Source organism: Pantoea sp. BS_8 (genome assembly GCF_041954965.1).
In the GTDB taxonomy this organism is placed as follows: Bacteria; Pseudomonadota; Gammaproteobacteria; order Enterobacterales; family Enterobacteriaceae; genus Pantoea; species Pantoea stewartii.
In genome coordinates this window covers 765109-787671 of record NZ_JAVAXU010000001.1, presented here as the reverse complement: position 1 = coordinate 787671, position 22563 = coordinate 765109, and the positions used below count along the sequence as shown (strand labels likewise).

General features: G+C 54.6%; 17 protein-coding genes. 14 read left to right on the top strand and 3 right to left on the bottom strand.

The annotated features are described in order from the left end of the window. The first annotated feature begins 126 nt into the window (after positions 1-126). The 9 genes from RAC65_RS03610 (at position 127) to RAC65_RS03570 (ending at position 8857) form a co-directional block, all read left to right on the top strand. Positions 127-1095: an HNH endonuclease signature motif containing protein gene (locus tag RAC65_RS03610; RefSeq protein WP_006118886.1), complete on the top strand. Its 969-nt coding sequence runs from the start codon at positions 127-129 to the stop codon at positions 1093-1095. Positions 1096-1238: 143 nt separating this feature from the next. Then, a complete protein-coding gene (locus RAC65_RS03605; protein ID WP_006118887.1) occupies positions 1239-1961 on the top strand; it encodes an RNA polymerase sigma factor FliA in 723 nt (240 codons plus the stop codon). 50 nt (positions 1962-2011) lie between these two features. Next, positions 2012-2515 (top strand): flagella biosynthesis regulatory protein FliZ, encoded by a 504-nt coding sequence (gene fliZ, locus RAC65_RS03600; RefSeq protein ID WP_039342604.1) that lies wholly within the window; start codon positions 2012-2014, stop codon positions 2513-2515. 191 nt (positions 2516-2706) lie between these two features. Beyond that, on the top strand, positions 2707-3693 hold the full coding sequence (locus RAC65_RS03595) for a D-cysteine desulfhydrase (protein ID WP_058707979.1): 987 nt from the start codon (positions 2707-2709) through the stop codon (positions 3691-3693). A gap of 132 nt (positions 3694-3825) precedes the next feature. After that, the gene (tcyJ, locus tag RAC65_RS03590; protein WP_033742037.1) at positions 3826-4626 is read left to right on the top strand and encodes a cystine ABC transporter substrate-binding protein; all 801 of its coding nucleotides are present in this window, start codon (positions 3826-3828) and stop codon (positions 4624-4626) included. Next, the gene (gene tcyL / locus RAC65_RS03585) at positions 4626-5294 is read left to right on the top strand and encodes a cystine ABC transporter permease (protein ID WP_033742036.1); all 669 of its coding nucleotides are present in this window, start codon (positions 4626-4628) and stop codon (positions 5292-5294) included. Before tcyJ ends, tcyL begins: the two co-directional genes overlap by 1 nt. After that, on the top strand, positions 5291-6043 hold the full coding sequence (tcyN, locus tag RAC65_RS03580) for an L-cystine ABC transporter ATP-binding protein TcyN (RefSeq protein ID WP_006118892.1): 753 nt from the start codon (positions 5291-5293) through the stop codon (positions 6041-6043). Before tcyL ends, tcyN begins: the two co-directional genes overlap by 4 nt. Positions 6044-6280: 237 nt before the next feature. Further along, positions 6281-7363: an acyltransferase family protein gene (locus tag RAC65_RS03575; protein ID WP_375096360.1), complete on the top strand. Its 1083-nt coding sequence runs from the start codon at positions 6281-6283 to the stop codon at positions 7361-7363. Between the two features lie 414 nt (positions 7364-7777). Continuing rightward, positions 7778-8857, top strand: a complete 1080-nt coding sequence (locus RAC65_RS03570) for an acyltransferase family protein (protein WP_375096359.1) — start codon at positions 7778-7780, stop codon at positions 8855-8857. Positions 8858-9067: 210 nt separating this feature from the next. Here RAC65_RS03570 and putA read toward each other — a convergent pair whose 3' ends face one another. Then, positions 9068-13012, bottom strand: a complete 3945-nt coding sequence (gene putA, locus RAC65_RS03565) for a trifunctional transcriptional regulator/proline dehydrogenase/L-glutamate gamma-semialdehyde dehydrogenase (RefSeq protein WP_058701496.1) — start codon at positions 13010-13012, stop codon at positions 9068-9070. A 441-nt stretch (positions 13013-13453) separates the two neighbouring features. Between putA and putP the strand changes: the two genes are divergently transcribed. From putP to phoH, 5 genes are all read left to right on the top strand, one after another. Then, positions 13454-14938, top strand: coding sequence for a sodium/proline symporter PutP (gene putP / locus RAC65_RS03560; protein WP_033742030.1), 1485 nt, complete (start codon positions 13454-13456; stop codon positions 14936-14938). 190 nt (positions 14939-15128) lie between these two features. Then, positions 15129-15956, top strand: a complete 828-nt coding sequence (efeU, locus tag RAC65_RS03555; RefSeq protein WP_058701495.1) for an iron uptake transporter permease EfeU — start codon at positions 15129-15131, stop codon at positions 15954-15956. Positions 15957-16006: 50 nt separating this feature from the next. After that, a complete protein-coding gene (gene efeO / locus RAC65_RS03550; RefSeq protein WP_033742027.1) occupies positions 16007-17128 on the top strand; it encodes an iron uptake system protein EfeO in 1122 nt (373 codons plus the stop codon). A 2-nt stretch (positions 17129-17130) separates the two neighbouring features. Continuing rightward, the gene (gene efeB, locus RAC65_RS03545; RefSeq protein WP_058701494.1) at positions 17131-18417 is read left to right on the top strand and encodes an iron uptake transporter deferrochelatase/peroxidase subunit; all 1287 of its coding nucleotides are present in this window, start codon (positions 17131-17133) and stop codon (positions 18415-18417) included. A gap of 578 nt (positions 18418-18995) precedes the next feature. Beyond that, positions 18996-19784: a phosphate starvation-inducible protein PhoH gene (gene phoH / locus RAC65_RS03540; protein WP_006120221.1), complete on the top strand. Its 789-nt coding sequence runs from the start codon at positions 18996-18998 to the stop codon at positions 19782-19784. A gap of 79 nt (positions 19785-19863) precedes the next feature. On the opposite strand, the gene RAC65_RS03535 is transcribed toward phoH, so the two are convergent. Further along, positions 19864-21066, bottom strand: a complete 1203-nt coding sequence (locus tag RAC65_RS03535; RefSeq protein WP_205956515.1) for an acyl-CoA dehydrogenase family protein — start codon at positions 21064-21066, stop codon at positions 19864-19866. Continuing rightward, positions 21059-22513 carry an MFS transporter gene (locus RAC65_RS03530; protein ID WP_054633624.1) on the bottom strand — a complete coding sequence of 485 codons (1455 nt, stop codon included), beginning with the start codon at positions 22511-22513 and terminating at the stop codon, positions 21059-21061. Before RAC65_RS03530 ends, RAC65_RS03535 begins: the two co-directional genes overlap by 8 nt. Positions 22514-22563 lie beyond the last annotated feature (50 nt).

Genomic DNA, 22563 nt, shown 5'->3' with positions numbered 1-22563 from the left:
GATTGTGGATTAGGGTTTTCGGCGCGATAAAAGTTGGATAAACGTTACAGTTCATACAGATGGTGCCGATAACACTCTTCAGGATAAGTTTAATTTGGCTACAACTTCGCGTGTTCTGGGGTGGTTATGCGCTTCAACTATGACCTGCTACCGGGTGAACGGCTTTCCTTCGAGGAGATCGCCCGGCGCTATGCACAGCAATACCCTGATGAGAAAGAATTAACAGCGCGAGCGCTGCTGAGTCCTTCGACCAGCTTTCGGACGCTAAAGATTCGTGCTGTCTTCGCACAGGAAGAGAGCAACAGTCCGCTGGAAGACCTGTTATTTATTGCGAACGACAATGAACGTAAAAATTACCTGCGCCGTTTTGAGTATTACCTGAAGCAGCAGGCTCCTTTTCACTATTTCCGCCGGGGAGAGCAGGACAAAGCGGAGAATTTGTGGAAAGTGATTGGCCAAAGCTACGTATATGCCATGATCGATCCCCATTCAGCACAGGCGCAGAACCTGATCAACAGCCGGGGATACAAACTGGTGCTGATGCGAGAAGATGGCGACGATGCCTGGTGGCAGTTGTTTAACATGCACTCCAATCCGTGCTTTCCGCAATCACAGCGTATCCAGTTTATTGTGGTACTGAGTACCCCCGGACATAAAACACCCGCCGCAGTGATGCCTGGTACTGAAGTCGGGCGGCGGGTAAAGGCTAAAGTGCTGCAGCGAGCCAGCCAGGCCGAATTTATGGCCGCCGTGAAAGCCCGTTATGGTGCCTGTGTCATTACCGGCACCAGCCTGATCGATCAGCATCCGTGGCCATGGGTGGAAGCCTGCCATATTGATACGCGAGAGAATGATGAAGGTTTTCTGGCGGATAACAGTGTGGATAACGGATTATTCCTGCGCAGCGATTTACAGCGACTTTTTGTTAACCGAATGATTAGTATTGATGGTGATTCCGGCAAGGTCCGTTTTAATGGGGATGAAAAAACCCGCGAAAGCATTAGCCCTTTTTATCAGGAAATGGAAGGGCAGGTTTGTGCTTTATGGGACAGCGTGCCCTCCGCCACTCGTCAACGTTTACTGTCATTAGGTTAGCCTGTTGAGACAGAGCGGAATCTTCCGCTCTGAAACATCACAAATTTGAAATAACCTCGGTTTATCCCGCCTATTCTGCCAATCGAAAGTCCTACAGAATTGCATAATCATGCCGATAACTTCATTAACGCAGGGTAGTCAACGTGAACGATCTCTATACCGCCGAAGGCGTGATGGACAAACATTCGCTCTGGCAGCGCTACGTCCCACTGGTGCGTCATGAAGCACTGCGCTTGCAGGTTCGCCTGCCTGCCAGTGTGGAACTTGACGATCTGCTGCAAGCCGGGGGCATTGGTCTGTTGAATGCGGTGGAGCGCTACGACGCGCTTCAGGGTACCGCCTTTACCACGTATGCAGTCCAGCGCATTCGTGGCGCAATGCTTGATGAGCTTCGCAGCCGGGACTGGGCGCCACGCAGCGTCAGACGTAATGCACGTGAGGTAGCCGGAGCCATGCATCAGGTTGAGCAGATGCTGGGTCGGGCCGCTTCCGAGCAGGAAGTCGCGCAACAGTTGAATGTTTCGATAGAAGAGTACCGGCAGATTCTGTTGGATACCAACAATAGTCAGCTCTTTTCATACGACGAGTATCGGGAAGAACACGGTGACAGTGCGGAGCTGGTGACGGAAGGGCACGAAGAGGCCAATCCACTTCATCAGTTAATGGAAGGGAGTCTGCGTGAACGCGTCATAGAAGCGATCGAGGCGTTGCCTGAGCGCGAGAAAATGGTGCTGACACTGTACTACCAGGAAGAACTGAATCTTAAAGAGATTGGCGCGGTACTTGATGTCGGGGAATCCCGGGTCAGCCAACTGCACAGTCAGGCGATTAAACGCTTGCGTGCCCGACTTACGGGAGCGCGCTAGAAGGCTCAGTTCCTGGAGATCTATAAATATAAGAAATCGGGGACTCAACAGTGGGAGCCAAAACCAAAGCCAGACCTTTAAGTCGCTATCTTAAAGACTATAAACACAGCCAAACCAATTGTTCACACTGTGGCAAAGTACTAGACCGAATGGCGCTGGTTTTTCGTGGCCAGATCATCAATAAAGAGGCCATCGCACGGATGGACCAAATGATTGATGAGCCACTCTGGCTAAAACTGCAGCCAGAATTAACGGCACTTTGTCGTTTTTGCAGCGATATTTTTTGTAATACACATCCTAACTATTTTGACATTATGGCGTTTAAACAATATCTGTTCGAGCAGACGGAAATGAGCCCAAGCACGATTCGTGAGTATGTGGTTCGGTTACGTCGGCTTGACGATATGCTGAAGGCGCGAAATTTTCCGGCAGAAAAACTGAAAGGCAATAGCTGGCATCAATGCCTGGAAGAAGATTTACCCGATGCAGGCAACAATAATTATCGAATTGCGCTGCGCAAATACGACCAGTTCTTAGGCTGGCAGCAACGTTAAGGGAAAAATGCCGGGCACAGGATGCACGGTCAGTCGATTTCCCGCCCCACGTTTCTTCTCACCATCGGAAGAAACGTGGGGATGTTGTGCATTCCCGTCTTCCACGTTCCTGACCTCAATTCAGGATGATCCTTTCTTCATCTTCTGTAACACTGTAATGATAACTGCTCTGTGCCTGACTGGAGGCCGCATTGTCTTTACATCTTATTCATCAGTTTCCCCGTATTGAACTTCTGGGTGCGCCCACGCCTCTGGAATTTTTGCCCCGTCTGTCGGACTTCTTAGGTCGTGACATTTTTATCAAACGCGACGATGTAACGCCGCTGGCGCTGGGCGGCAACAAACTGCGCAAGCTGGAGTTCCTGGCGGCCGATGCGCTGCGTGAGGGGGCCGATGTGCTGCTCACCGCCGGTGCGATCCAGTCCAACCACGTGCGTCAGACCGCTGCTGTCGCGGCCAAACTTGGGCTGAAATGCGTGGCATTACTCGAAAACCCCATCGCGACCCAGAGCGAGAATTACCTCACTAACGGTAACCGGCTGCTGCTGGAACTGATGGACGTTGAAGTAGTGATGGTTGATGCACTGACCGATCCTGCCGCACAACTGGCGGAACAGGCGGAACGCCTTGAGGCGCAGGGCTTTCGACCCTATACCCTGCCTGTTGGTGGATCAAACGCGCTAGGCGCGCTGGGTTACGTAGAGTGCGCCCAGGAGATCGTGCATCAAAGTGAAGGCGTGGTGGACTTTGCTGCGGTAGTCGTCGCGTCTGGCAGTGCCGGAACGCATGCGGGGCTGGCCATTGGGCTGGAACACCTCATGCCGCAAACCGAGCTGGTGGGCGTGACCGTATCGCGTCAGCGTGATGAACAGCTGCCGAAAGTGGATGCTATTCGTCAGGCGCTGGCATCGCAGTTGTCGGTAGAGGCAAAGGCGCCGGTAACGCTGTGGGATGACTACTTTGGGCCACGCTATGGCGAGCCAAATGAAGAGGGCACAGAGGCGATCAAGCTGCTGGCCCGGCTGGAAGGCCTGCTGCTCGACCCGGTTTATACTGGCAAAGCGATGGCGGGGTTAATTGACGGGATCAGTCAGAATCGTTTCCGCCGCGAAGGACCGCTCCTGTTTGTGCATACCGGCGGTGCGCCCGCGTTATTTGCTTATCACCCTTCGGTCTGAGACGTCGCGAAAAAAAGGTTTATAATCCGGCCGTTATTTTGCTGTCTCAGGTAAATAACGCCCATAATGACAGAGCGGCAAACGGGGTTTAGCCGCTCAACAGCACACTCACGAATAATAAATGGGGTACACATGGCTTTCTCACAGATTCGTCGCCAGCTGGTGACGGGAATGATGGCGGTTGCGCTGGTTGCTGGCGTTAGTGTTAAAACCTTTGCCGCAGAAGATTTGCTGCAGCAAGTGAAAAGTAAAGGCGAACTGCGTGTGGGCCTGGAAGGCACCTATCCGCCTTTCAGTTTCCAGGATGAAAAAGGCAAGCTGACCGGATTTGAGGTGGAGTTCGCCCAGGACCTGGCGAAACACATGGGTGTGAAAGCCGTTCTGAAACCGACAAAATGGGATGGCATGCTGGCCGCGCTGGATTCCAAACGTATCGATGTGGTGATTAATCAGGTCACCATTTCCGATGAGCGTAAAAAGAAATATGACTTCTCCACGCCGTACACCATTTCGGGCGTGCAGGCGCTGACGCTGAAGAAAAATGCCGGCAGCATCACCCGCCCCGAAGATCTGGCAGGTAAAAAAGTGGGCGTCGGTCTGGGCACCAACTACGAGCAGTGGTTACGTGCAAACGTGAAAGGTGTCGATGTTCGTACCTATGATGACGATCCTACCAAATACCAGGATCTGCGTTCAGGTCGCGTTGATGCGATTCTGGTGGACCGTCTGGCGGCACTGGATCTGGTGAAGAAAACCGGTGACACGATGGCCGTTGCTGGCCCTGCGTTCTCGCGTCTTGAAGCGGGCGTTGCACTGCGTAAAGGTAACGAAGATTTACTGAAAGCCATTAACCAGGCGATTGCAGAGATGCAGAAAGACGGCACGCTCAAAAAGCTGTCTGAGAAATGGTTTGGCGCGGACGTTACGCAATAATGCAGGAAAGTTTACAACTGGTGCTGGATTCAGCACCATTCCTTCTTAAAGGCGCGCTGTTTACGCTTCAGCTCAGTATTGGCGGGATGTTTTTTGGGCTGATACTGGGCTTTGTGCTGGCGCTGATGCGCTTGTCGCGCTTTTGGCCCATCAGCTGGCTGGCACGTATCTACGTGTCGATTTTTCGTGGCACGCCGCTTATCGCTCAGTTGTTTATGATCTACTACGGTCTGCCCCAGTTTGGCATTGAGCTGGATCCAATTCCTTCCGCGATGATTGGCCTGTCGCTGAATACAGCAGCCTATGCATCGGAATCGCTTCGTGGTGCCATTGCGGCGATTGAGCGTGGACAGTGGGAAGCAGCGGCCAGCATTGGCATGACGCCGTGGCAAACGCTGCGCAGGGTTATTTTGCCTCAGGCTGCCCGTACCGCTTTACCGCCATTGGGTAACAGCTTCATCAGCCTGGTCAAAGATACCTCACTGGCGGCGACCATTCAGGTACCGGAGTTATTTCGTCAGGCCCAGTTGATTACCTCACGTACGCTGGAGGTATTTACGATGTATCTGGCGGCCTCGGTTATCTACTGGATCATGGCTACCGTGCTGTCTGCCTTACAGAACCGGCTCGAAGCACACGTTAACCGTCAGGATCAGGAGGCGAAATGAGTGCCATTGAAGTGCGCCAACTGGTGAAACAGTTTAACGGCCAAACGGTACTGCACGGCATCGATCTGGATGTTGCGCCGGGTGAAATTGTGGCGATTATCGGCCCGAGCGGATCCGGTAAAACGACGCTGTTGCGCAGCATCAACCTGCTTGAAGTGCCTGAGGCCGGGCGCATCAAAGTCGGTGATATTACGATTGACGCCAGTCTGGGGATCAATAAGCAGAAAGAACAGGTGCGCCAACTCCGTCAGCAGGTGGGGTTTGTGTTTCAGAACTTCAATTTGTTTCCGCATCGCTCGGTGCTGGAAAACATTATTGAGGGGCCGGTCATCGTCAAAGGCGAAACCAAAGCGGACGCGGTTGCGCGGGCGCGTGGCCTGCTTGAAAAAGTGGGATTGCAGGGTAAAGAAGACAGCTATCCACGTCGTCTTTCCGGCGGACAGCAACAACGTGTTGCCATTGCCCGCGCACTTGCCATGCGGCCTGAAGTCATTTTGTTTGATGAACCGACCTCGGCGCTGGATCCCGAGCTGGTGGGCGAAGTGCTGAATACGATCCGGGCGCTGGCGCAGGAAAAGCGCACGATGGTGATTGTGACCCATGAGATGAGCTTTGCCCGTGATGTCGCTGACCGGGCGATTTTCATGGATCAGGGCCGCGTGGTAGAACAGGGCCCGGCCAAAGCGTTGTTCAGCGCTCCTCAGCAGGCGCGTACCCGACAGTTTCTGGATAAATTTCTTAATCAATAATCCCCAAAATGCCGCCCGAGACGGGCGGCGTTTTATTTATTTTTTTCCTGCATGCGCGCTCAGTTTCTTCTGAAAATTTACGGCTGGTCTTTCCTTAACCTGTTGTTATCGCTTCGGTTATACGGAGTGATGTTTCAATGACGTAACAGAGTGTAAATTTTAAGACCTCCCCGATTGAGGTGACAGTGAAAATATTAATAATTCTTCACAAATTCATCGCGCTGTCGGGACGTTATAATGACTCACCCCAGGAAGGAAATCCTCTGGATCAATACCCTCAAAGGAGGGTGCATTTTACTTGTCGTACTGCATCACGCCATCATCACCACGTTCGCACCCTCGCTTCATCATCTGACTGCGGGTCTGCTACCGGCACAAGGATGGGTGGCGTTTAATACCTGGCTCTCGCCGTTGCGTATGCCCGCTTTCTTCTTTGTGTCTGGGTTACTGGCCGCTAACGCGGTCGTGAAGAAAAGCTGGCAAGAGGTGTTTACGAAAAAATTCAGCAATATTGGTTACCTCTACCTGCTGTGGGGCGTGATTCAGTGGCTGAGTATCCACTACATTTCCACCCATTTAGGCGAACGGCTGTCCAGTAGCAAAAATGCCGCCTATGCGGATTCGCCTCTTGAGTTTATTAAGCTGCTGATGCTGTCGATGACCAGCCTGTGGTACCTGTACGCGTTGGCAGGGTTTTTCCTGGTGACTAAGCTTTTCCATCAACAGAAAAGGGTTCTGCTGGCGGCGGCGATAGCGGCGAACTACGCTGCGCAGTTTAACCTGATCCCCGGATGGGGCCCGGCCAGCGTGGCGCAGAACTATCTGTATTTCCTGCTGGGCGTATTTTTCAGCGCGAGGCTAATTGAACTGAGCGCCCTCAAGGGACGTCACTGGCTGTGGCTTGGCGCGATTGCACTTGCCGGCATCGCCCATCATGCAGGTGGCATCTATAAAAACCCGTTTTACAGCCTGCTGACGATCGTGTTTGGCATCGTGCTGTGTCGTTTTCTCAATGCGCATTTCAGAATGACCTGGCTGAACGCTATCGGTCGAAATACATTACAAATCTATGTGTTACACCGCATTTTTATCGAACTGCTCGGACTGAGCGCTATCACACTGGCCCTGCATTTCGGCTGGTTCGGCAATGCCGGCTTTAGCTGGGCCTGGGCGCTGCTGATGCCGGTGACCGGTGTGGCGGTATGCACACTGCTGTCGCTGCTGGTCTGGTCGTTACTTAATCGCGGGCCGGGACGTATGCTGTTTCTCCATCCACGCCTGGTTAGTCAGCGTCAGCCCGAAACGCAAACCTTATCCTGAAGATCCGGGCCAGCGCGCTGGCCCCTTTTTCATCTGCCAGATTACCTCTTAGTCGCCCGACATCCTCGCGGGCCGGGAGCCAGGTCAGCGCACGCCTGACCGTGAAGCCATTTTTTATCGGGAAAACGGAATAAAAGCGCCTACGTCAGTTCCAAAGTTACGCCTGTTGAAAGCAGGGCAGAGCCTCGGTTTATGTCATAAGGATAACCAGACAGGAAAGGAAAACGCGCCTGAATAACGCGCTTGCCGGGCCCAGTGTCAATAAATCCCTTTAAGTGTAAAGTACGGTCCGAAACGCACCGTAACGCGGGTATTTAAGACTTTCGCTACATTCAGCAGAAAGAACATACGGAATACTTTTCGCACAAGAGAAGGCGATGTGAATTGCCGTTTCACCGCAGCGGAAATGTGCCGATGATGAGCAAAGAAAAAGAAGAAATTGCCTGGATTAATACACTCAAAGGCCTGTGTATACTGCTGGTTATCCTGTATCACACGGTATTACCCGGCTTTGATGATACGGTAACACATCTGACCGCGGGCCTTCTCCTGGCTGAACTGTGGGTCCGGTTTAACCTGCTACTGTCGCCGCTGCGCATGCCCGCCTTTTTCTTTGTATCGGGTCTGCTGGCCAGTCATGCCATTCTTCACCGGCCCTGGCAGTCTGTCGCCACCAGCCGCATTATGAATCTGTTTTACCTTTATCTGTTATGGGGCGTTATTCAGTGGGGATCCATTTCCGGCATCGCGACTGAAATTACCGGACAGCGTATTTCGCAAAATCTTAATGCGGCCTATGCAGATTCGTTTTCAGAATTTCTCAGACTGACCTTTCTCGCCATGAGTACCGCCTGGTATTTATATGGTCTGGCACTCTATTTCCTGTGCGCCAAATGGTTTCAACATTACAAAATCCCGCTGCTTATCGTAGCCGCTGTGCTGAACTATCTGGCGGTCGAAAAGAGTATCCCGTTCTGGGGACCGCAAAGTCTGGCGCAGTATTTTATCTTTTTTGTATTGGGCGCATTTTGGTGGGCACCCATGCTACGACTGAGCGAAGGGCGACGGGAGAACAGGTTGCCGTGGCTGTTACTGGGACTGCTGGCTGTACTACAGGGCCTGCTTGATTTGAACAGCCGTCTTTTTCTCTGTCTGATTGCCATTCTGGCCAGCGTGGCCGCCTGCCGATGGTTAAGCCAGCTGGGCTGTATGGCCTGGCTGAACTGGACAGGCCGCCATACCTTACCCCTTTACGTTATTCACCGTATTTTCATTGAATATTTCGGGATGACGGCGATTTTATATGCGCAACGTCACCAGCTTTTTGAGCTGACAGGCTTTTCATGGCTTTGGGCCTGTCTCTATCCTCCGGTGATGGTTACGATCTGCGCCTTGTGCTCCATGGCGGTCTGGTCATTGCTGAATCGGGGACCGGGACGCGCGCTGTTTCGCTTGCCACACCTGATGAAACGGCCTTCCATTCCGGCAGCCTGACCGTTGTACGCATGTCAGCCACCTGTCTCTGCGGCGCGTCCGGATTGCGTATGCGGGGGATGTGCGCGCAGAGACCACCTGGTAGCGCGAATCCCTTCGCACTTCTCCACTGCTGAGGCGCTCAACGGCCGCGGGTTTTTCATCCGTCATAAAAAAAGGTTCATGCTAGGCATGAACCTTGATCACAACCAGAATGAAACGCGCCGACAGTTAACCGATCGTCATCAGGCTGGCGTTACCGCCCGCGGCGGCGGTGTTGACGCTCAAAGAGCGTTCAATCAGCAGGCGTTCCAGTAACAGGTTGGTTTCACCGCGGGCAAATCCCTGTACCGAGACAATCGCACCTTCACGCGCCGCAATCTGCTCGCACAGGCTGCGGAGCTGGTCGGCATCACCATGATAAATCACGGCATCAAACTGCGCGGTCAGCGGATCCTTCGCCAGGGTAATACGGCTCTTCACCGCTGCCGGTAAGGTATTAAGCAGCGTACGATGCAGGTCATCATCCGGCCACAGGGCCTGACTGCCGACGCTGGTTACCGCAGCCAGCTGAATCAGCGCATCGTCGTTGTTATCTGCCAGACAGAGCACCTGTTCGCGCGGGAGTAACAGGAAGGTGTTGCGCTCTCCTGTTGGGCCCGGCAGCAGACGAACCGTACCGGCCTGCGCCAGCTGTTCATAATGCTGACACAGCGCAGACAGCTGTGGCTTATCTTTTGCCCAGTCGGTCAGTGCCTGATGCGGCGCTAACAGGCGTTGACGCTGACTGTTGTCTGCGGGACGTTCCGCATCCTGACGGGCGAGGGTGGTGCTCAGCGCCTCATCCGGGCGGTGAGCCAGCAGACGATAAAGATACAGTGGGCCGCCCGCTTTTGGACCGGTACCTGAGAGGCCTTCGCCCCCAAAGGGTTGCACACCGACGACCGCGCCGACCATGTTGCGGTTAACATACAGGTTACCCACTTTGGCACTGGCGGTGACCTGCGTGATGGTTTCGTCGATGCGCGTATGAACACCCAGGGTCAGGCCATAGCCTGTGGCGTTAATCTGCTCAACGATCTGCGGCAGGTTGCTGCGGGTAAAACGCACCACGTGCAGGACAGGACCAAACACTTCCTGGGTCAGATCGCTGACCTTATCCAGCTCAATCAGCGTTGGTTTCACAAAGGTGCCTGTGGCCCATTCTTTGCTGTCCTGTGGGTTATCCTGTGCCGTCTGGTAGACCTTGAAGCCTTTATTACGCATGGCCTGAATATGGCGTTCGATGTTGGCTTTGGCTTCCTGATCGATCACCGGACCGATGTCGGTGGACAGGCGTTCCGGGTTGCCCATGCGGCATTCCGCCATCGCGCCACGCAGCATTTTTAACGTGTGGTCTGCGACGTCTTCCTGCACGCAGAGCAGACGCAGGGCGGAACAGCGTTGTCCCGCGCTGTCAAAGGCCGATGCCACGATGTCGACAACCACCTGTTCGGTCAGCGCGGAGGAGTCCACAATCATGGCATTCATTCCGCCCGTTTCCGCAATCAGCGGTGTCGGACGGCCCTGCGGATCGAGTCTGCCCGCAAGATTGCGTTGCAGCAGCGTGGCAACGGCGGTGGAGCCGGTAAACATGACGCCGCGCACCCGTTCGTCGCCGGTGAGCTGTGCCCCCACGGTTTCGCCCTGACCCGGCAGCAGTTGCAGTACACCGGCGGGCACGCCAGCGCTCAGTAAAATATTGACGGCCTGTGCGGCAATTAACGGCGTTTGCTCGGCGGGTTTCGCCAGCACGCTGTTACCTGCCGCCAGAGCCGCGGCGATTTGGCCGGTAAAAATGGCCAGCGGAAAGTTCCACGGGCTGATGCAGACTACCGGGCCAAGCGGGCGGTGGGTTTCGTTATCGAAATCATGGCGCACAATGCCGGCATAGTAATAAAGGAAATCGACCGCTTCACGCACCTCGGCAATGGCGTTGTTATAGGTTTTTCCGGCTTCACGCACCAGAAGACCCAGCAGTTGCTGTAGCTGGCTTTCCATCAGCTGTGCGGCGCGCTCCAGAATCGCGGCACGCTCCTGCGGCGGCGTGGCAAACCAGATAGGGCCGGCATTAACGGCGGCCTCAATGGCCAGGGAAACCTCCTGTTCGGATGCCTGGCGCACGGTGCCCACCACATCCGCAGGGACGGCCGGATTGAGCACTGGCTCGCTTTCCCCTCCCGTTAAAGGGCCGTCGATAAGCGGTTGCGCCACATACGTTTCGGTAGCACCGCTCAGCAGCGCGCTGGACAGTGACGCAAGACGATGTTCATTCGCCATATCAAGACCGGCGGAGTTCACGCGGTCCTCACCATACAGGTCACGTGGTAACGGAATTTTCGGGTGCGGCAGGCCCAGTGTTCCTTCGCTGAGACCCAGTTTTTCCACTTCGGCAACCGGATCGGCGACCAGTTCGTCGATGGGCAGTGACGTATCGGCGATGCGGTTAACGAAGGAGGTATTCGCGCCGTTCTCCAGTAAGCGTCGCACCAGATAGGCGAGCAGCGTTTCATGCGTACCGACCGGGGCATAAATACGGCAGGGACGATTAAGTTTACCGTCTGCGACCTTGCCGACCACCTGTTCATACAGCGGTTCACCCATGCCGTGCAGGCACTGGAACTCGTACTGACCCGGATAGTAGTTATTGCCTGCCAGCTGATAAATGGCGGCCAGGGTGTGCGCATTGTGCGTGGCAAACTGCGGATAGATCAGGTTCGGCACCGCCAGCAGCTTGCGCGCGCAGGCTAGGTACGAAATGTCGGTATACACTTTGCGCGTGTACACCGGATAGCCCTCCAGGCCTTCCATCTGGGCGCGTTTAATTTCGCTGTCCCAGTAAGCGCCTTTCACCAGACGAATCATCAAACGGCGGCGGCTACGTTGCGCCAGGTCGATCAGCTCATCAATAACAAACGGACAGCGCTTCATATAGGCCTGAATGACAAAGCCGATACCGTTCCAGCCCTCCAGTTCAGGCTCAAAACACAGCCTTTCGAGCATATCAAGAGAGAGTTCCAGGCGGTCGGCTTCTTCTGCATCAATATTAATGCCGATGTCGTAAGAGCGGGCCAGTAGCGTCAGCGACTTAAGCAGCGGATACAGCTCATCCATCACCCGGTCGTACTGGGCACGGCTGTAGCGCGGGTGCAGGGCAGAGAGCTTAATTGAAATGCCCGGGCCTTCATAAATGCCGCGGCCATTGGAGGCTTTGCCAATCGCATGAATCGCCTGCTGATACGAAACCAGATAGGCTTTCGCATCGCTGGCGGTCAGGGCGGCTTCGCCCAGCATATCGTAAGAGTAACGGAAACCTTTCTCTTCAAGCTTACGGGCGTTAGCCAGTGCTTCGGCGATGGTTTCACCCGTCACGAACTGTTCACCCATCAGGCGCATCGCCATATCCACGCCTTTACGGATCAGCGGTTCACCACTCTTGCCAATGATCCGGTTGAGCGAGCGCGACAGATTCGCTTCGTTATGCGTTGAGACCAGGCGGCCGGTAAATAACAGGCCCCAGGTAGCGGCGTTAACAAACATGGACGGACTGCGGCCCAGATGCGACTGCCAGTTGCCGTTACTGATCTTGTCACGGATAAGCGCATCGCGCGTCGGTTTATCCGGAATACGCAGCAACGCTTCCGCCAGGCACATCAGCGCCACGCCTTCCTGTGAAGATAATGAAAACTCCTGAAGCAGACTTTGCACCATACCGGCGCGTCCGGTTGCCCCTTTTTGGTGCCTGAGCTTCTCGGCCAGGGTAAAGGCGAGCTGCCGGGTTTTTTCAGCCAGCGGAGCGGGAAGGCGGGCTTGCTCCAGCAACATGGGAACGGCATCGGTTTCAGGTCGACGCCAGGCGGCCGTCACGGCCGAACGGGCTACCGACTGCGGCAGGATGTGCTCTGCGAAGTCAAGGAACGGCTGAACCATCTCGTCCGCAGCGACCTCATCAGAAGCCGATTCGTTGAGCTGCAGGGGAATCTCTTCCACTGTTTCACCGGCTTCTAACTGCACGAGATAGTTAAAGATCGCTTGTTTAATCAGCCAGTGCGGCGTGCGATCCATTTTCTGTGCCGCCAGTTTAATGCGACTGCGGGTGGCTTCATCCAGCTTCACCCCCATGGTCGTTGTTCCCATGATTTCTGTTCCTTAAAACGTTTTTTACCAGAGCAAGGGCTGCACTATCACTCATGTTGCAACTTTGTGCAACCGTGTTAAATGTGACCTTGCTTCCACACTTTACCGCCGCTTTTGCCATTAACATTTAAAAGCGGCACAAATCTTGCTGCAAGAAACTCGCCAATGTTGCAACCCCCTTCAATTTAAACAGGGTTGTGGTGGTAAAGGTGCAACTTAAGTGTGAGCGGGCGCAACCTGTGAACATTTAAAACAGGGAGAGAGGTGAAACTGATGTAACGGATGTGTTAAATGCATTGTATAGAACGTGCCTTTACGGCAGGATACCGCGCCTTAAGGGAAACGGGACTTTTATCGATGCGGTAATACGCTGACGCTACCCCGTTCCGGTGGCGCAGGAAAAGATTTCTCTTAAGAGATCGGATAATAACGGAGAAACACATGACAGTAAGTACACCCATGCTGGTGACCTTTTTAATTTATATCCTCGGGATGGTGCTCATCGGTTTTATTGCCTGGCGCTCAACCAAAAACTTTGATGACTACATTCTGGGCGGTCGCAGCCTGGGCAGTGTGGTTACCGCGCTGTCAGCGGGTGCCTCTGACATGAGCGGCTGGCTGCTGATGGGCTTACCCGGTGCCATTTTTCTCTCCGGCATTTCAGAAAGCTGGATCGCCATTGGTCTGATTATTGGTGCCTGGCTTAACTGGAAAATTGTCGCGGGTCGTTTACGCGTCCAGACAGAACATCATGATAACGCCTTAACCTTGCCCGACTTTTTCACCAGCCGCTTTGAAGATCGCAGCAAAATTCTGCGTGTGATTTCTGCGGTCGTCATCCTGATGTTTTTCACCATTTACTGTGCTTCCGGTGTGGTTGCCGGTGCGCGCCTGTTTGAAAGCACCTTTGGAATGGACTACGCCACGGCCTTATGGGCCGGTGCGGCGGCGACCATTCTCTATACGCTGGTGGGCGGATTCCTGGCGGTAAGCTGGACAGATACCGTTCAGGCCAGCCTGATGATCTTCGCCCTGATCCTGACGCCGCTTATCGTCATCATGGCCGTCGGCGGTTTAAGCGATTCGCTGGCAGTCATTCAGGCTAAAAGCACGGAAAACCTGGATATGTTCAAAGGACTGAATGTGGTTGCGGTCCTGTCGCTACTGGGCTGGGGATTAGGTTATTTTGGCCAGCCCCATATTCTGGCCCGCTTTATGGCGGCGGATTCACACCGGTCAATTCGTACCGCGCGCCGTATTGGTATGGCCTGGATGATTTTGTGTCTGGCCGGCGCCGTCGCGGTTGGCTTCTTTGGTATCGCCTATTTCCAGAACAACCCGGGCGAGGCCGCTGGTGTAACTCAAAACGGCGAGCGTGTCTTCATTGAGCTGGCACGTATTCTGTTTAACCCCTGGATTGCCGGGATTCTGCTGTCAGCCATTTTAGCGGCCGTCATGTCGACACTCAGTTGCCAACTGCTGGTGTGCTCCAGCGCCCTGACCGAAGACCTGTATAAAGGCTTTTTGCGCAAAAATGCCAGCCAGAAAGAACTGGTCTGGGTCGGTCGCCTGATGGTGCTGCTGGTCGCGCTGATTGCCATCGCACTGGCCGCCAACCCTGAAAACCGGGTATTAGGCCTGGTCAGCTATGCATGGGCGGGCTTTGGTGCGGCGTTCGGGCCGGTTGTGCTGTTCGGCGTGTGCTGGAAACGTATGAACCGCAATGGCGCATTAGCGGGCATGGTTGTCGGTGCGGTGACCGTGGTGGTCTGGAAGCAGTATGGCTGGCTCGGTCTGTACGAAATCATCCCGGGCTTTATCCTGGCCAGTCTCGCCATCGTCGTCTTTAGCCTGGCGAGTCGCGCACCGTCAACCCAGGCGATGGCACGTTTCGATGCCGCTGAGGCCGAGTTCCAGACGAAGTAATCGCCTTCTTTTTTCCACCGCCTGCCCCCGCGAGGGCAGGCTTTTTTTTGCCCGTTATCTGGCACAGACAGTTACGAAATTATTTCGTTGTGGAACTTGTATTTTTTTGAGTGGTAATGATAATCGGTATCGTTCGTTTTTACGTAACTTTACGCGTCGTTGACGCCGGTTAACATTCAAGAGGTTGGCGATGTTCGTTCCGTTTCTCATTATGCTGCGCGAAGGGCTTGAAGCCGCGTTGATCGTCAGCCTGATCGCCAGTTATCTGAAGCGCACTCAGCGCACTCAGTGGTTTCCTGCGATGTGGGCGGGCGTCTTTATCGCCGCCGCACTCTGCCTTGGGCTGGGTATCTTAATCAACCAGACCACGGGTGAATTTCCGCAGAAACAGCAAGAGCTGTTTGAAGGTATCGTGGCGGTAATCGCGGTCGTTATCCTGACCTCGATGGTGTTCTGGATGCGCCGGGTCGCGCGCAATATCAAACGGGAACTTGAACACGCCGTCGACGAGGCATTGCATAAATCGGCCGGCGGCGGCCTGGCGCTGGTGATGATGGTGTTTCTGGCCGTCGCACGCGAAGGGCTGGAATCAGTGTTCTTTCTGCTGGCCGCGTTCACACAGGATGTCGGTTATGCGCCGCCGTTGGGTGCGGTGTTGGGGCTGGCCACGGCGGTGGTGCTGGGCATGCTGATCTACTGGGGCGGCCTGCGGCTCAACATGGCGCACTTTTTCCGCTGGACCAGTATTTTCATTCTGCTGGTGGCAGCAGGCCTGGCGGCAGGGGCTATTCGCGCTTTTCATGAGGCAGGGCTGTGGAACCATTTTCAGCAGGTGGCCTTTGATATGAGCCCGATCTTGTCCACGCATTCGCTGTTTGGCACAGTGCTGGAAGGCATGCTTGGCTATCAGGAAGCGCCCAGCGTCAGTGAAGTCGCTGTCTGGCTGCTCTATCTGATCCCCGCTTTATTATTGTTTGTTATGCCTGCACGCGCTGATACCTCAGCAGCTGCGCGCTAACGCGTTTACCCGGCGCGTCAGCCGCGCCTCTGACTGAACAGGGAAAAAATATGATGATGCGTTTTAACCGTAATGCGGTACTGGCTTCTCTGCTGGCGTTTTCTGGCTCTTCACTGGCTGCAGCCATTCCGCAGGTCAGCGTCACTGTGACGGACAAACAGTGTGAGCCCATGTCAGTTACGGTACAGGCCGGTAAAACTCAGTTTCTGATTAAAAATAACAGCCAAAAAGCGCTGGAATGGGAAATTCTCAAAGGCGTGATGGTGGTCGAAGAGCGCGAAAATATTGCGCCGGGCTTTAGTCAGAAACTGACGGCCAACCTGGAAGCCGGGGAATATGACATGACCTGTGGCCTGCTGACGAACCCGAAAGGCAAACTGATCGTGCAGGGCACCGGGAGCAAAAGTGCGCAACAAGGCAAACCCGAACTGATGCAACTGGCGGGCCCCATTAATGCCTATAAAGCCTATGTCACTGAGGAAGTGAGTCAGCTGGTATCCGGCACGCAGGCGTTTACGGATGCGGTGAAAGCCGGTGATGTGGCTAAAGCCAAAGCGTTATTTGCGCCCACCCGTCAGCACTACGAGCGCATTGAGCCGATCGCGGAGCTGTTTTCTGACCTTGATGGTCGTATTGATGCCCGCGAAGATGATTACGAGAAAAAAGCCGACGATCCGAAATTTACCGGCTTCCATCGTCTCGAAAAAGCCCTGTTTGCAGATAACACGACGAAAGACATGGCAGGCTATGCCGACCAGTTAAATCACGATGTGCATGACCTGCAACAACGCGTGAGTGAACTGGCATTTCCTCCGGCGAAAGTGGTGGGCGGAGCCGCCGGGCTGATTGAAGAGGTGGCGGCGACCAAAATCTCTGGCGAAGAGGATCGCTACAGCCGCACGGATCTGTGGGATTTCCGCGCGAATGTGGATGGGGCACAAAAAATTGTCACACTTTTACGTCCGGTACTGCAGCAGGCGAACCCACAGCTTTTAGCAAAAATAGACGCTAACTTCAGTAAAGTGGATGCGATTCTGGATAAATACCGCACGCAGCAAGGTTATGAATCCTATGAAAAACTGACCCAGGCTGACCGCACGGCGCTGAAAGGGCCGATCACCGCTCTGGCGGAAGATCTTTCCCTACTGCGTGGCACACTGGGCCTGAACTAATCATGGACAAGGATCAGGAATTACAGCAGCCTGCGCGACGGCGTTTATTAAAAGGGCTGGGCATGCTGGGCGGCGCGGCTGCGGTAGGCGCGGGCTGTCCGTTTCATGCCGGGGCTGCTGAGCAGCCCGACAGTTTTGCACCGGGCACGGTCACGCCGAACGCGCGTCAGCAACGACAGCCTTTCTATGGCGTGCATCAGGCGGGCATTATTACCCCACAGCAGGGCGCCATGATGCTGGTGGCGTTTGATGTGCTGACCAGCGACAGGCGTGAGCTGCAGCGGTTGTTCCAACTGCTGACACAGCGCATCGCGTTTTTAACGGCAGGCGGCAAGGCCCCCGCCGTGGTCAACCCACAGCTGCCACCGATGGATTCCGGTATCCTGGGGGCCGAGATTGCCCCCGATAATCTGACCATCACGGTGTCAGTCGGTAACGCGCTGTTTGACCGGCGTTTCGGTCTGGCTGCGCTCAAACCCGCGAAACTGCAGCCGATGACCCGGTTTCCTAATGATTCGCTGGATGCCAGTCAGTGCCATGGCGATCTGCTGTTGCAGATTTGCGCCAATACCCAGGACACGGTGATCCACGCGCTGCGCGATATCATCAAACATACGCCGGATCTGCTGGGCGTACGCTGGCGGCGGGAAGGGTTTATCTCCGATCATGCCGCGCGCAGCGCGGGCAAAGAAACGCCCATTAATCTGCTGGGCTTTAAAGACGGCACGGCAAATCCGGACACGCACAATCACGCCTTGATGGATAAGCTGCTCTGGGTCACCGAGGATCAGCACGAGCCAGCCTGGGCGCGGAATGGCAGCTATCAGGCGGTAAGGTTGATTCGTTTCCACGTGGAAATGTGGGATCGCACACCGTTGGGCGAACAGCAGACCATTTTCGGTCGCGAAAAGCTGAGCGGCGCACCGCTGGGTATGAAAAATGAACATGACGTTCCCGATTACCGTAACGATCCGGATGGCCAGATAATTGCGCTGGATGCGCATATTCGTCTGGCAAACCCCCGTACGCCCGCCACGGAAAGCAGCCTGATGCTGCGCCGGGGATACAGTTATTCGTCCGGTGTTTCCGCTTCAGGTCAACTGGAGATGGGATTACTCTTCGTCTGCTATCAACATGATTTGGAATTGGGTTTCCTTACCGTCCAGAACCGCTTAAATGGCGAAGCGCTGGAAGAGTATATACGTCCGTTTGGCGGCGGTTACTTTTTTGTCTTACCCGGCGTGGTGAATGAAAACCATTATTTAGGCCAGTCCTTACTGGAAAGTTGATTAAATTTTAGGCACGGCATTCTGTGTCTGACAGCGCAGCGTGCCGTGTTTTCATATTGCCGTTTTTTCCCCGTACGGCTTTTTTATCGCCCCGTTTAACACGCTTTTTAACGTGACGTAAAATATACTAACCCTCTGTAATAAATACGTAATTTAATTTAAGTAAGGTCTTCGTTAACGGCCGGTTGAATATTTATTTTTCATGAAAGTGAAAATACTGTTGCAAAATACCAATAAGATGGTTCACTTTACTATGAAAGCGTAATCGGGCGTGTTGATGTCTCACACTGGAGTTCGCGCATGGATAGATGTTTTTACAGCCGTTCAGCAGTAAACAATATCGCACTCACCCGTGAGGGACGTTCTTCCTCAACCGCTTTTACATTTCAATGTGTTTTCTCTCTTCAACTTCACTCCTTTTTTACCGGTATACGGTCAGGCTGTTTTGCTGCCGGATATCAATCGTCATGGCCTGTCACGGCTCTAAAGGAAGCCAACTGAAACCTCTAAAGCGTTCACGTAATCGCAACGGGCGTATTGCCTGAAGCGGGAAATGAAACCAACTGTAAGGTGCCACTATGGGAAGACAGAAAGCAGTGATCAAAGCGCGTCGAGAAGCAAGACGAGTGCTTCGTAATGACTCACGCAGTCATCGTCAGCGTGAAGAAGAATCGGTCACTTCGCTGGTGCAAATGGGTGGGCTTGATGCAATTGGCATGGCACGCGATGTGCGTGACCGTGCGCCGATTGAAGCCCGAAATGAAGCTCAGGCGCATTATCTTAACGCCATAGAAACAAAACAGCTTATCTTCGCCACGGGCGAAGCGGGCTGCGGCAAAACCTGGATTAGTGCTGCGAAAGCAGCAGAGGCCCTGATTCATAAGGATATCGACAGGATTATCGTTACGCGCCCGGTGCTACAGGCGGATGAGGATCTGGGATTCCTTCCTGGTGATATCTCAGAGAAATTCGCCCCCTATTTCCGCCCGGTTTACGACATTCTGGTTAAACGTCTTGGCGCATCCTTTATGCAATATTGTCTGCGTCCGGAAATCGGCAAAGTGGAAATTGCGCCTTTTGCCTATATGCGCGGCCGCACCTTTGAAAATGCGGTAGTGATTCTGGACGAAGCGCAGAACGTGACGGCTGCGCAGATGAAAATGTTCCTGACCCGCCTTGGCGAAAATGTCACGGTGATTGTTAACGGCGATATTACCCAGTGCGATTTGCCCGCTGGGGTGCCTTCCGGTCTCGCAGACGCGCTGGCGCGTTTCGAAGAGGACGAGATGGTTGGCATTGTCCGTTTCGGCAAAGAGGATTGTGTGCGTTCCGCGCTGTGTCAGCGCACTCTGCACGCGTACAGCTAGCGTTCGATTGAGTCATGTAGCGACCAAACCCGGCTCCGGCCGGGTTTTTTTGTGTCTCAGATTCGCCGCCTGGCCGCGATCATTCACCGCTGCCGATCTGCCAGATAAAGGTCGGATCGCGCCGGTTCACTTCCCAGTCGCCGACATTTCGGCTCTTGTATATCACCGGATTGTGGGACGCGATGGTTCGGGCATTGCGCCAGTGCCTGTCCAGCGCGTTTATCACCCGCGTATCTGACGCGCCCAGCGCATTAAATAACTCGCTGGCCGCGCGGGTAATCCATTCAACGGCGACGACCTGCGCTTTGGCGGCCTCCACTTCGGCCTGCACGTTGGCGGCGTGAATCAGGCTTTCTGCTTGCCCTTGTTGGTGCGCATCAAACGCAAGCTGGAGCGACGGCGTGGCATGCTGCACGGCGGCATCTGTCGCCCAGACCCAACTACTTATCTGGCCGACAACCTGCAACACCTGCACATCCTGTTTGACCTGGCGGGCATTACCGTGGCTGTAAATACGTTTTCGTTGTGCAACGCTCCGGGACACATCCCGCACAATAGCGCGACCAATGCCGGCCAGGGTCGCGAGTAAGACATGCTGATAAAAAGCCGTCTGATAGCGAAAGCGTTCACTAAAGTCATACACATGCGCAGGCTCCACGTGCGCCTCGCGAAAGCGCGTAGTGCCGCTACCGGTCAGGCGTTGCCCAAATCCATCCCAGTCATCGTCCCGCTCAACGCTGTCCTGATGAGTGCTCACCACCGCAATCACGTCGCGCTGGTTGTCGGTGCGCTTAGCGTACACATCAATCCAGTCGGCATAGAGTGTGCCGGTGCTGTAAAACTTTTCGCCCGTCAGTTGCCAACCGTGCCCGGTAGGGGAAACGGTGGTATTCACGTCTCCCAGCCTGACGCTGCCCGTTTCACTCCAGCCACTGCCGACGATGTCGCCATCAACAAAGCGGCGAAACCAGCGTTGACGGTCTTCGCTGTCAGGTTGATTGAGGCGATCCTCGACAAAGGCCATATGGGCGCGCAGAGCCTGAGGCAGATTGGAATCCGCTTCTGCCAGCTCGGTGAGCAAACGAAAAAGCTGCGGCAGCGAGGCTCCCAGGCCGCCATTAGCCGTTGGGATACGCAGCGTGCCAAAGCCCGCCGCCTTAAGCCAGTTTATCGGCTCATGCAACAGTGTCCGGTCGCGTTCGCGTGCAGCGGCCCCGTCGGCGATGCGGGCAAAAACAGGACGAAAGCGTTCTGCCAGACGGGTGTAATCAGGTTCAGACATGGTGTTCTCCTTGAGCTGACGGGTCATCAATATCGTGGCGCGTCGGTTCAAAGCGCACCACAAGCAGGAAAATGATGGGGATGAGAGCGGCCAGTGACACGATCCAGAACAGGTTGGTGCCATAAGCCGCCTGCAATATCGGCAGAATGAACAGCGCCAGTGCGCTTCCTGCACCAGAGATCGAACGGCTAAACCCGACGCCGGTGGCGCGAATAGATGTGGGATAGGCGAGGGCGGGATAGATCATTAACTGCGCACCGGGTCCGAACCCTTCGGCAAACAGCCACACTCCCAGCAGCAGAATGGCAAAGACCACACCGTAAGTGGCTTCAGGATGCCCGATCAAGGCCAGTGAAATCAGGGCGATAAACTGTAGCGCAAACCCCGCGATGGCCACATGACGAGAGGGAAATTTCCAGGCCAGTCGCATGCCCAGCAGGCCGCCGGTAAAGGCGAACAGCGCATTAAGTCCCAGTGAGGCGGCAATGGTTTCGAACACGCCCGCGCCCAGAAACTGCGCCAGAATCGAGGGGAGGAAAAATGCGATAGCCGTATATTCAAAAGCGATACAGGCGTTCATCACCGCTGCCACGATAGTGCGTTCGCGATATGGCTTCTGGAACAGCACGCGGAAACTGACCGCCGGTGCGACAGGCTCGATGGCAGGGGACTTATCTTCATGTGCCTGGATGCCATAGGACTCACGCAGAATACGGACCGCACCGCGTAAATCTCCCTGATTAGCCGCCCATAAAGGCGATTCGTTCATAAACTTGCTGCGCACGGCAATAATCAGCAGGGCAGGCACGGCACCAAACAACAGCGATGCCCGCCACAGCCAGTCAATGTGCTGGGCTGGCAACAGGAAGTAGAGGGCGAAGATGATGAAAAAGCAGACCGACGAGGCGGCATACCACATCGGGCACCAGGCCGCCAGTCGCGCAGCTTTGTTGCCTTTACCCGAAAACTTCGAGAATTCGGCCAGATAGGCCATGGCCACAGGCAAATCCATTCCCACACCAATGCCCATCAAAAAGCGCGCCCCGATCAGTACCCAGACATTCGGAGCCAGACCGGCAGCGAGGGCAGAAACGACGAAAAAAAGCATGTCTGCCATAAACACCGAATAGCGACCGTATTTATCGGTCAGCCAGCCGCCAGCCAGGTTGCCCACAATGGTGCCGATCATAATGGAGGAGGTGACCAGCCCGGTTAAGGTTGGCGTTAAGCTAAACGTCTTAACGACATCATCGATGCCGTAGGACAGCGTCGTGAGGTCATAGGCATCCAGAAAAACGCCGCCCAGCGCCAGAAACACGATCCAGCGCGCATAGCTGTTTTTGTCACTTTGCGTATTGATCAGTCGGGCCACATCGTTGACGGAGCGAACCGGTGTGGAAGGCGGCGAGGGAATCGCCACATCATCATCGATATTGAGAGTGCTCATGTTATCCTCGTTATTGTCTGTACAGGTGCTGCCTTTATAAGCAGTGCATA

What these genes read in the sequence shown, in the direction of transcription:
- tcyJ (WP_033742037.1), top strand. Translation starts at nt 3,826, where the DNA reads ATGGCTTTCTCACAGATTCGTCGCCAGCTGGTGACGGGAATGATGGCG.
- efeO (WP_033742027.1), top strand. Translation starts at nt 16,007, where the DNA reads ATGATGATGCGTTTTAACCGTAATGCGGTACTGGCTTCTCTGCTGGCG.
- putP (WP_033742030.1), top strand. Translation starts at nt 13,454, where the DNA reads ATGACAGTAAGTACACCCATGCTGGTGACCTTTTTAATTTATATCCTC.
- phoH (WP_006120221.1), top strand. Translation starts at nt 18,996, where the DNA reads ATGGGAAGACAGAAAGCAGTGATCAAAGCGCGTCGAGAAGCAAGACGA.
- tcyL (WP_033742036.1), top strand. Translation starts at nt 4,626, where the DNA reads ATGCAGGAAAGTTTACAACTGGTGCTGGATTCAGCACCATTCCTTCTT.
- RAC65_RS03575 (WP_375096360.1), top strand. Translation starts at nt 6,281, where the DNA reads ATGACTCACCCCAGGAAGGAAATCCTCTGGATCAATACCCTCAAAGGA.
- RAC65_RS03530 (WP_054633624.1), bottom strand. Translation starts at nt 22,513, where the DNA reads ATGAGCACTCTCAATATCGATGATGATGTGGCGATTCCCTCGCCGCCT.
- efeU (WP_058701495.1), top strand. Translation starts at nt 15,129, where the DNA reads ATGTTCGTTCCGTTTCTCATTATGCTGCGCGAAGGGCTTGAAGCCGCG.
- RAC65_RS03610 (WP_006118886.1), top strand. Translation starts at nt 127, where the DNA reads ATGCGCTTCAACTATGACCTGCTACCGGGTGAACGGCTTTCCTTCGAG.
- RAC65_RS03535 (WP_205956515.1), bottom strand. Translation starts at nt 21,066, where the DNA reads ATGTCTGAACCTGATTACACCCGTCTGGCAGAACGCTTTCGTCCTGTT.
- tcyN (WP_006118892.1), top strand. Translation starts at nt 5,291, where the DNA reads ATGAGTGCCATTGAAGTGCGCCAACTGGTGAAACAGTTTAACGGCCAA.
- putA (WP_058701496.1), bottom strand. Translation starts at nt 13,012, where the DNA reads ATGGGAACAACGACCATGGGGGTGAAGCTGGATGAAGCCACCCGCAGT.
- RAC65_RS03570 (WP_375096359.1), top strand. Translation starts at nt 7,778, where the DNA reads ATGATGAGCAAAGAAAAAGAAGAAATTGCCTGGATTAATACACTCAAA.
- efeB (WP_058701494.1), top strand. Translation starts at nt 17,131, where the DNA reads ATGGACAAGGATCAGGAATTACAGCAGCCTGCGCGACGGCGTTTATTA.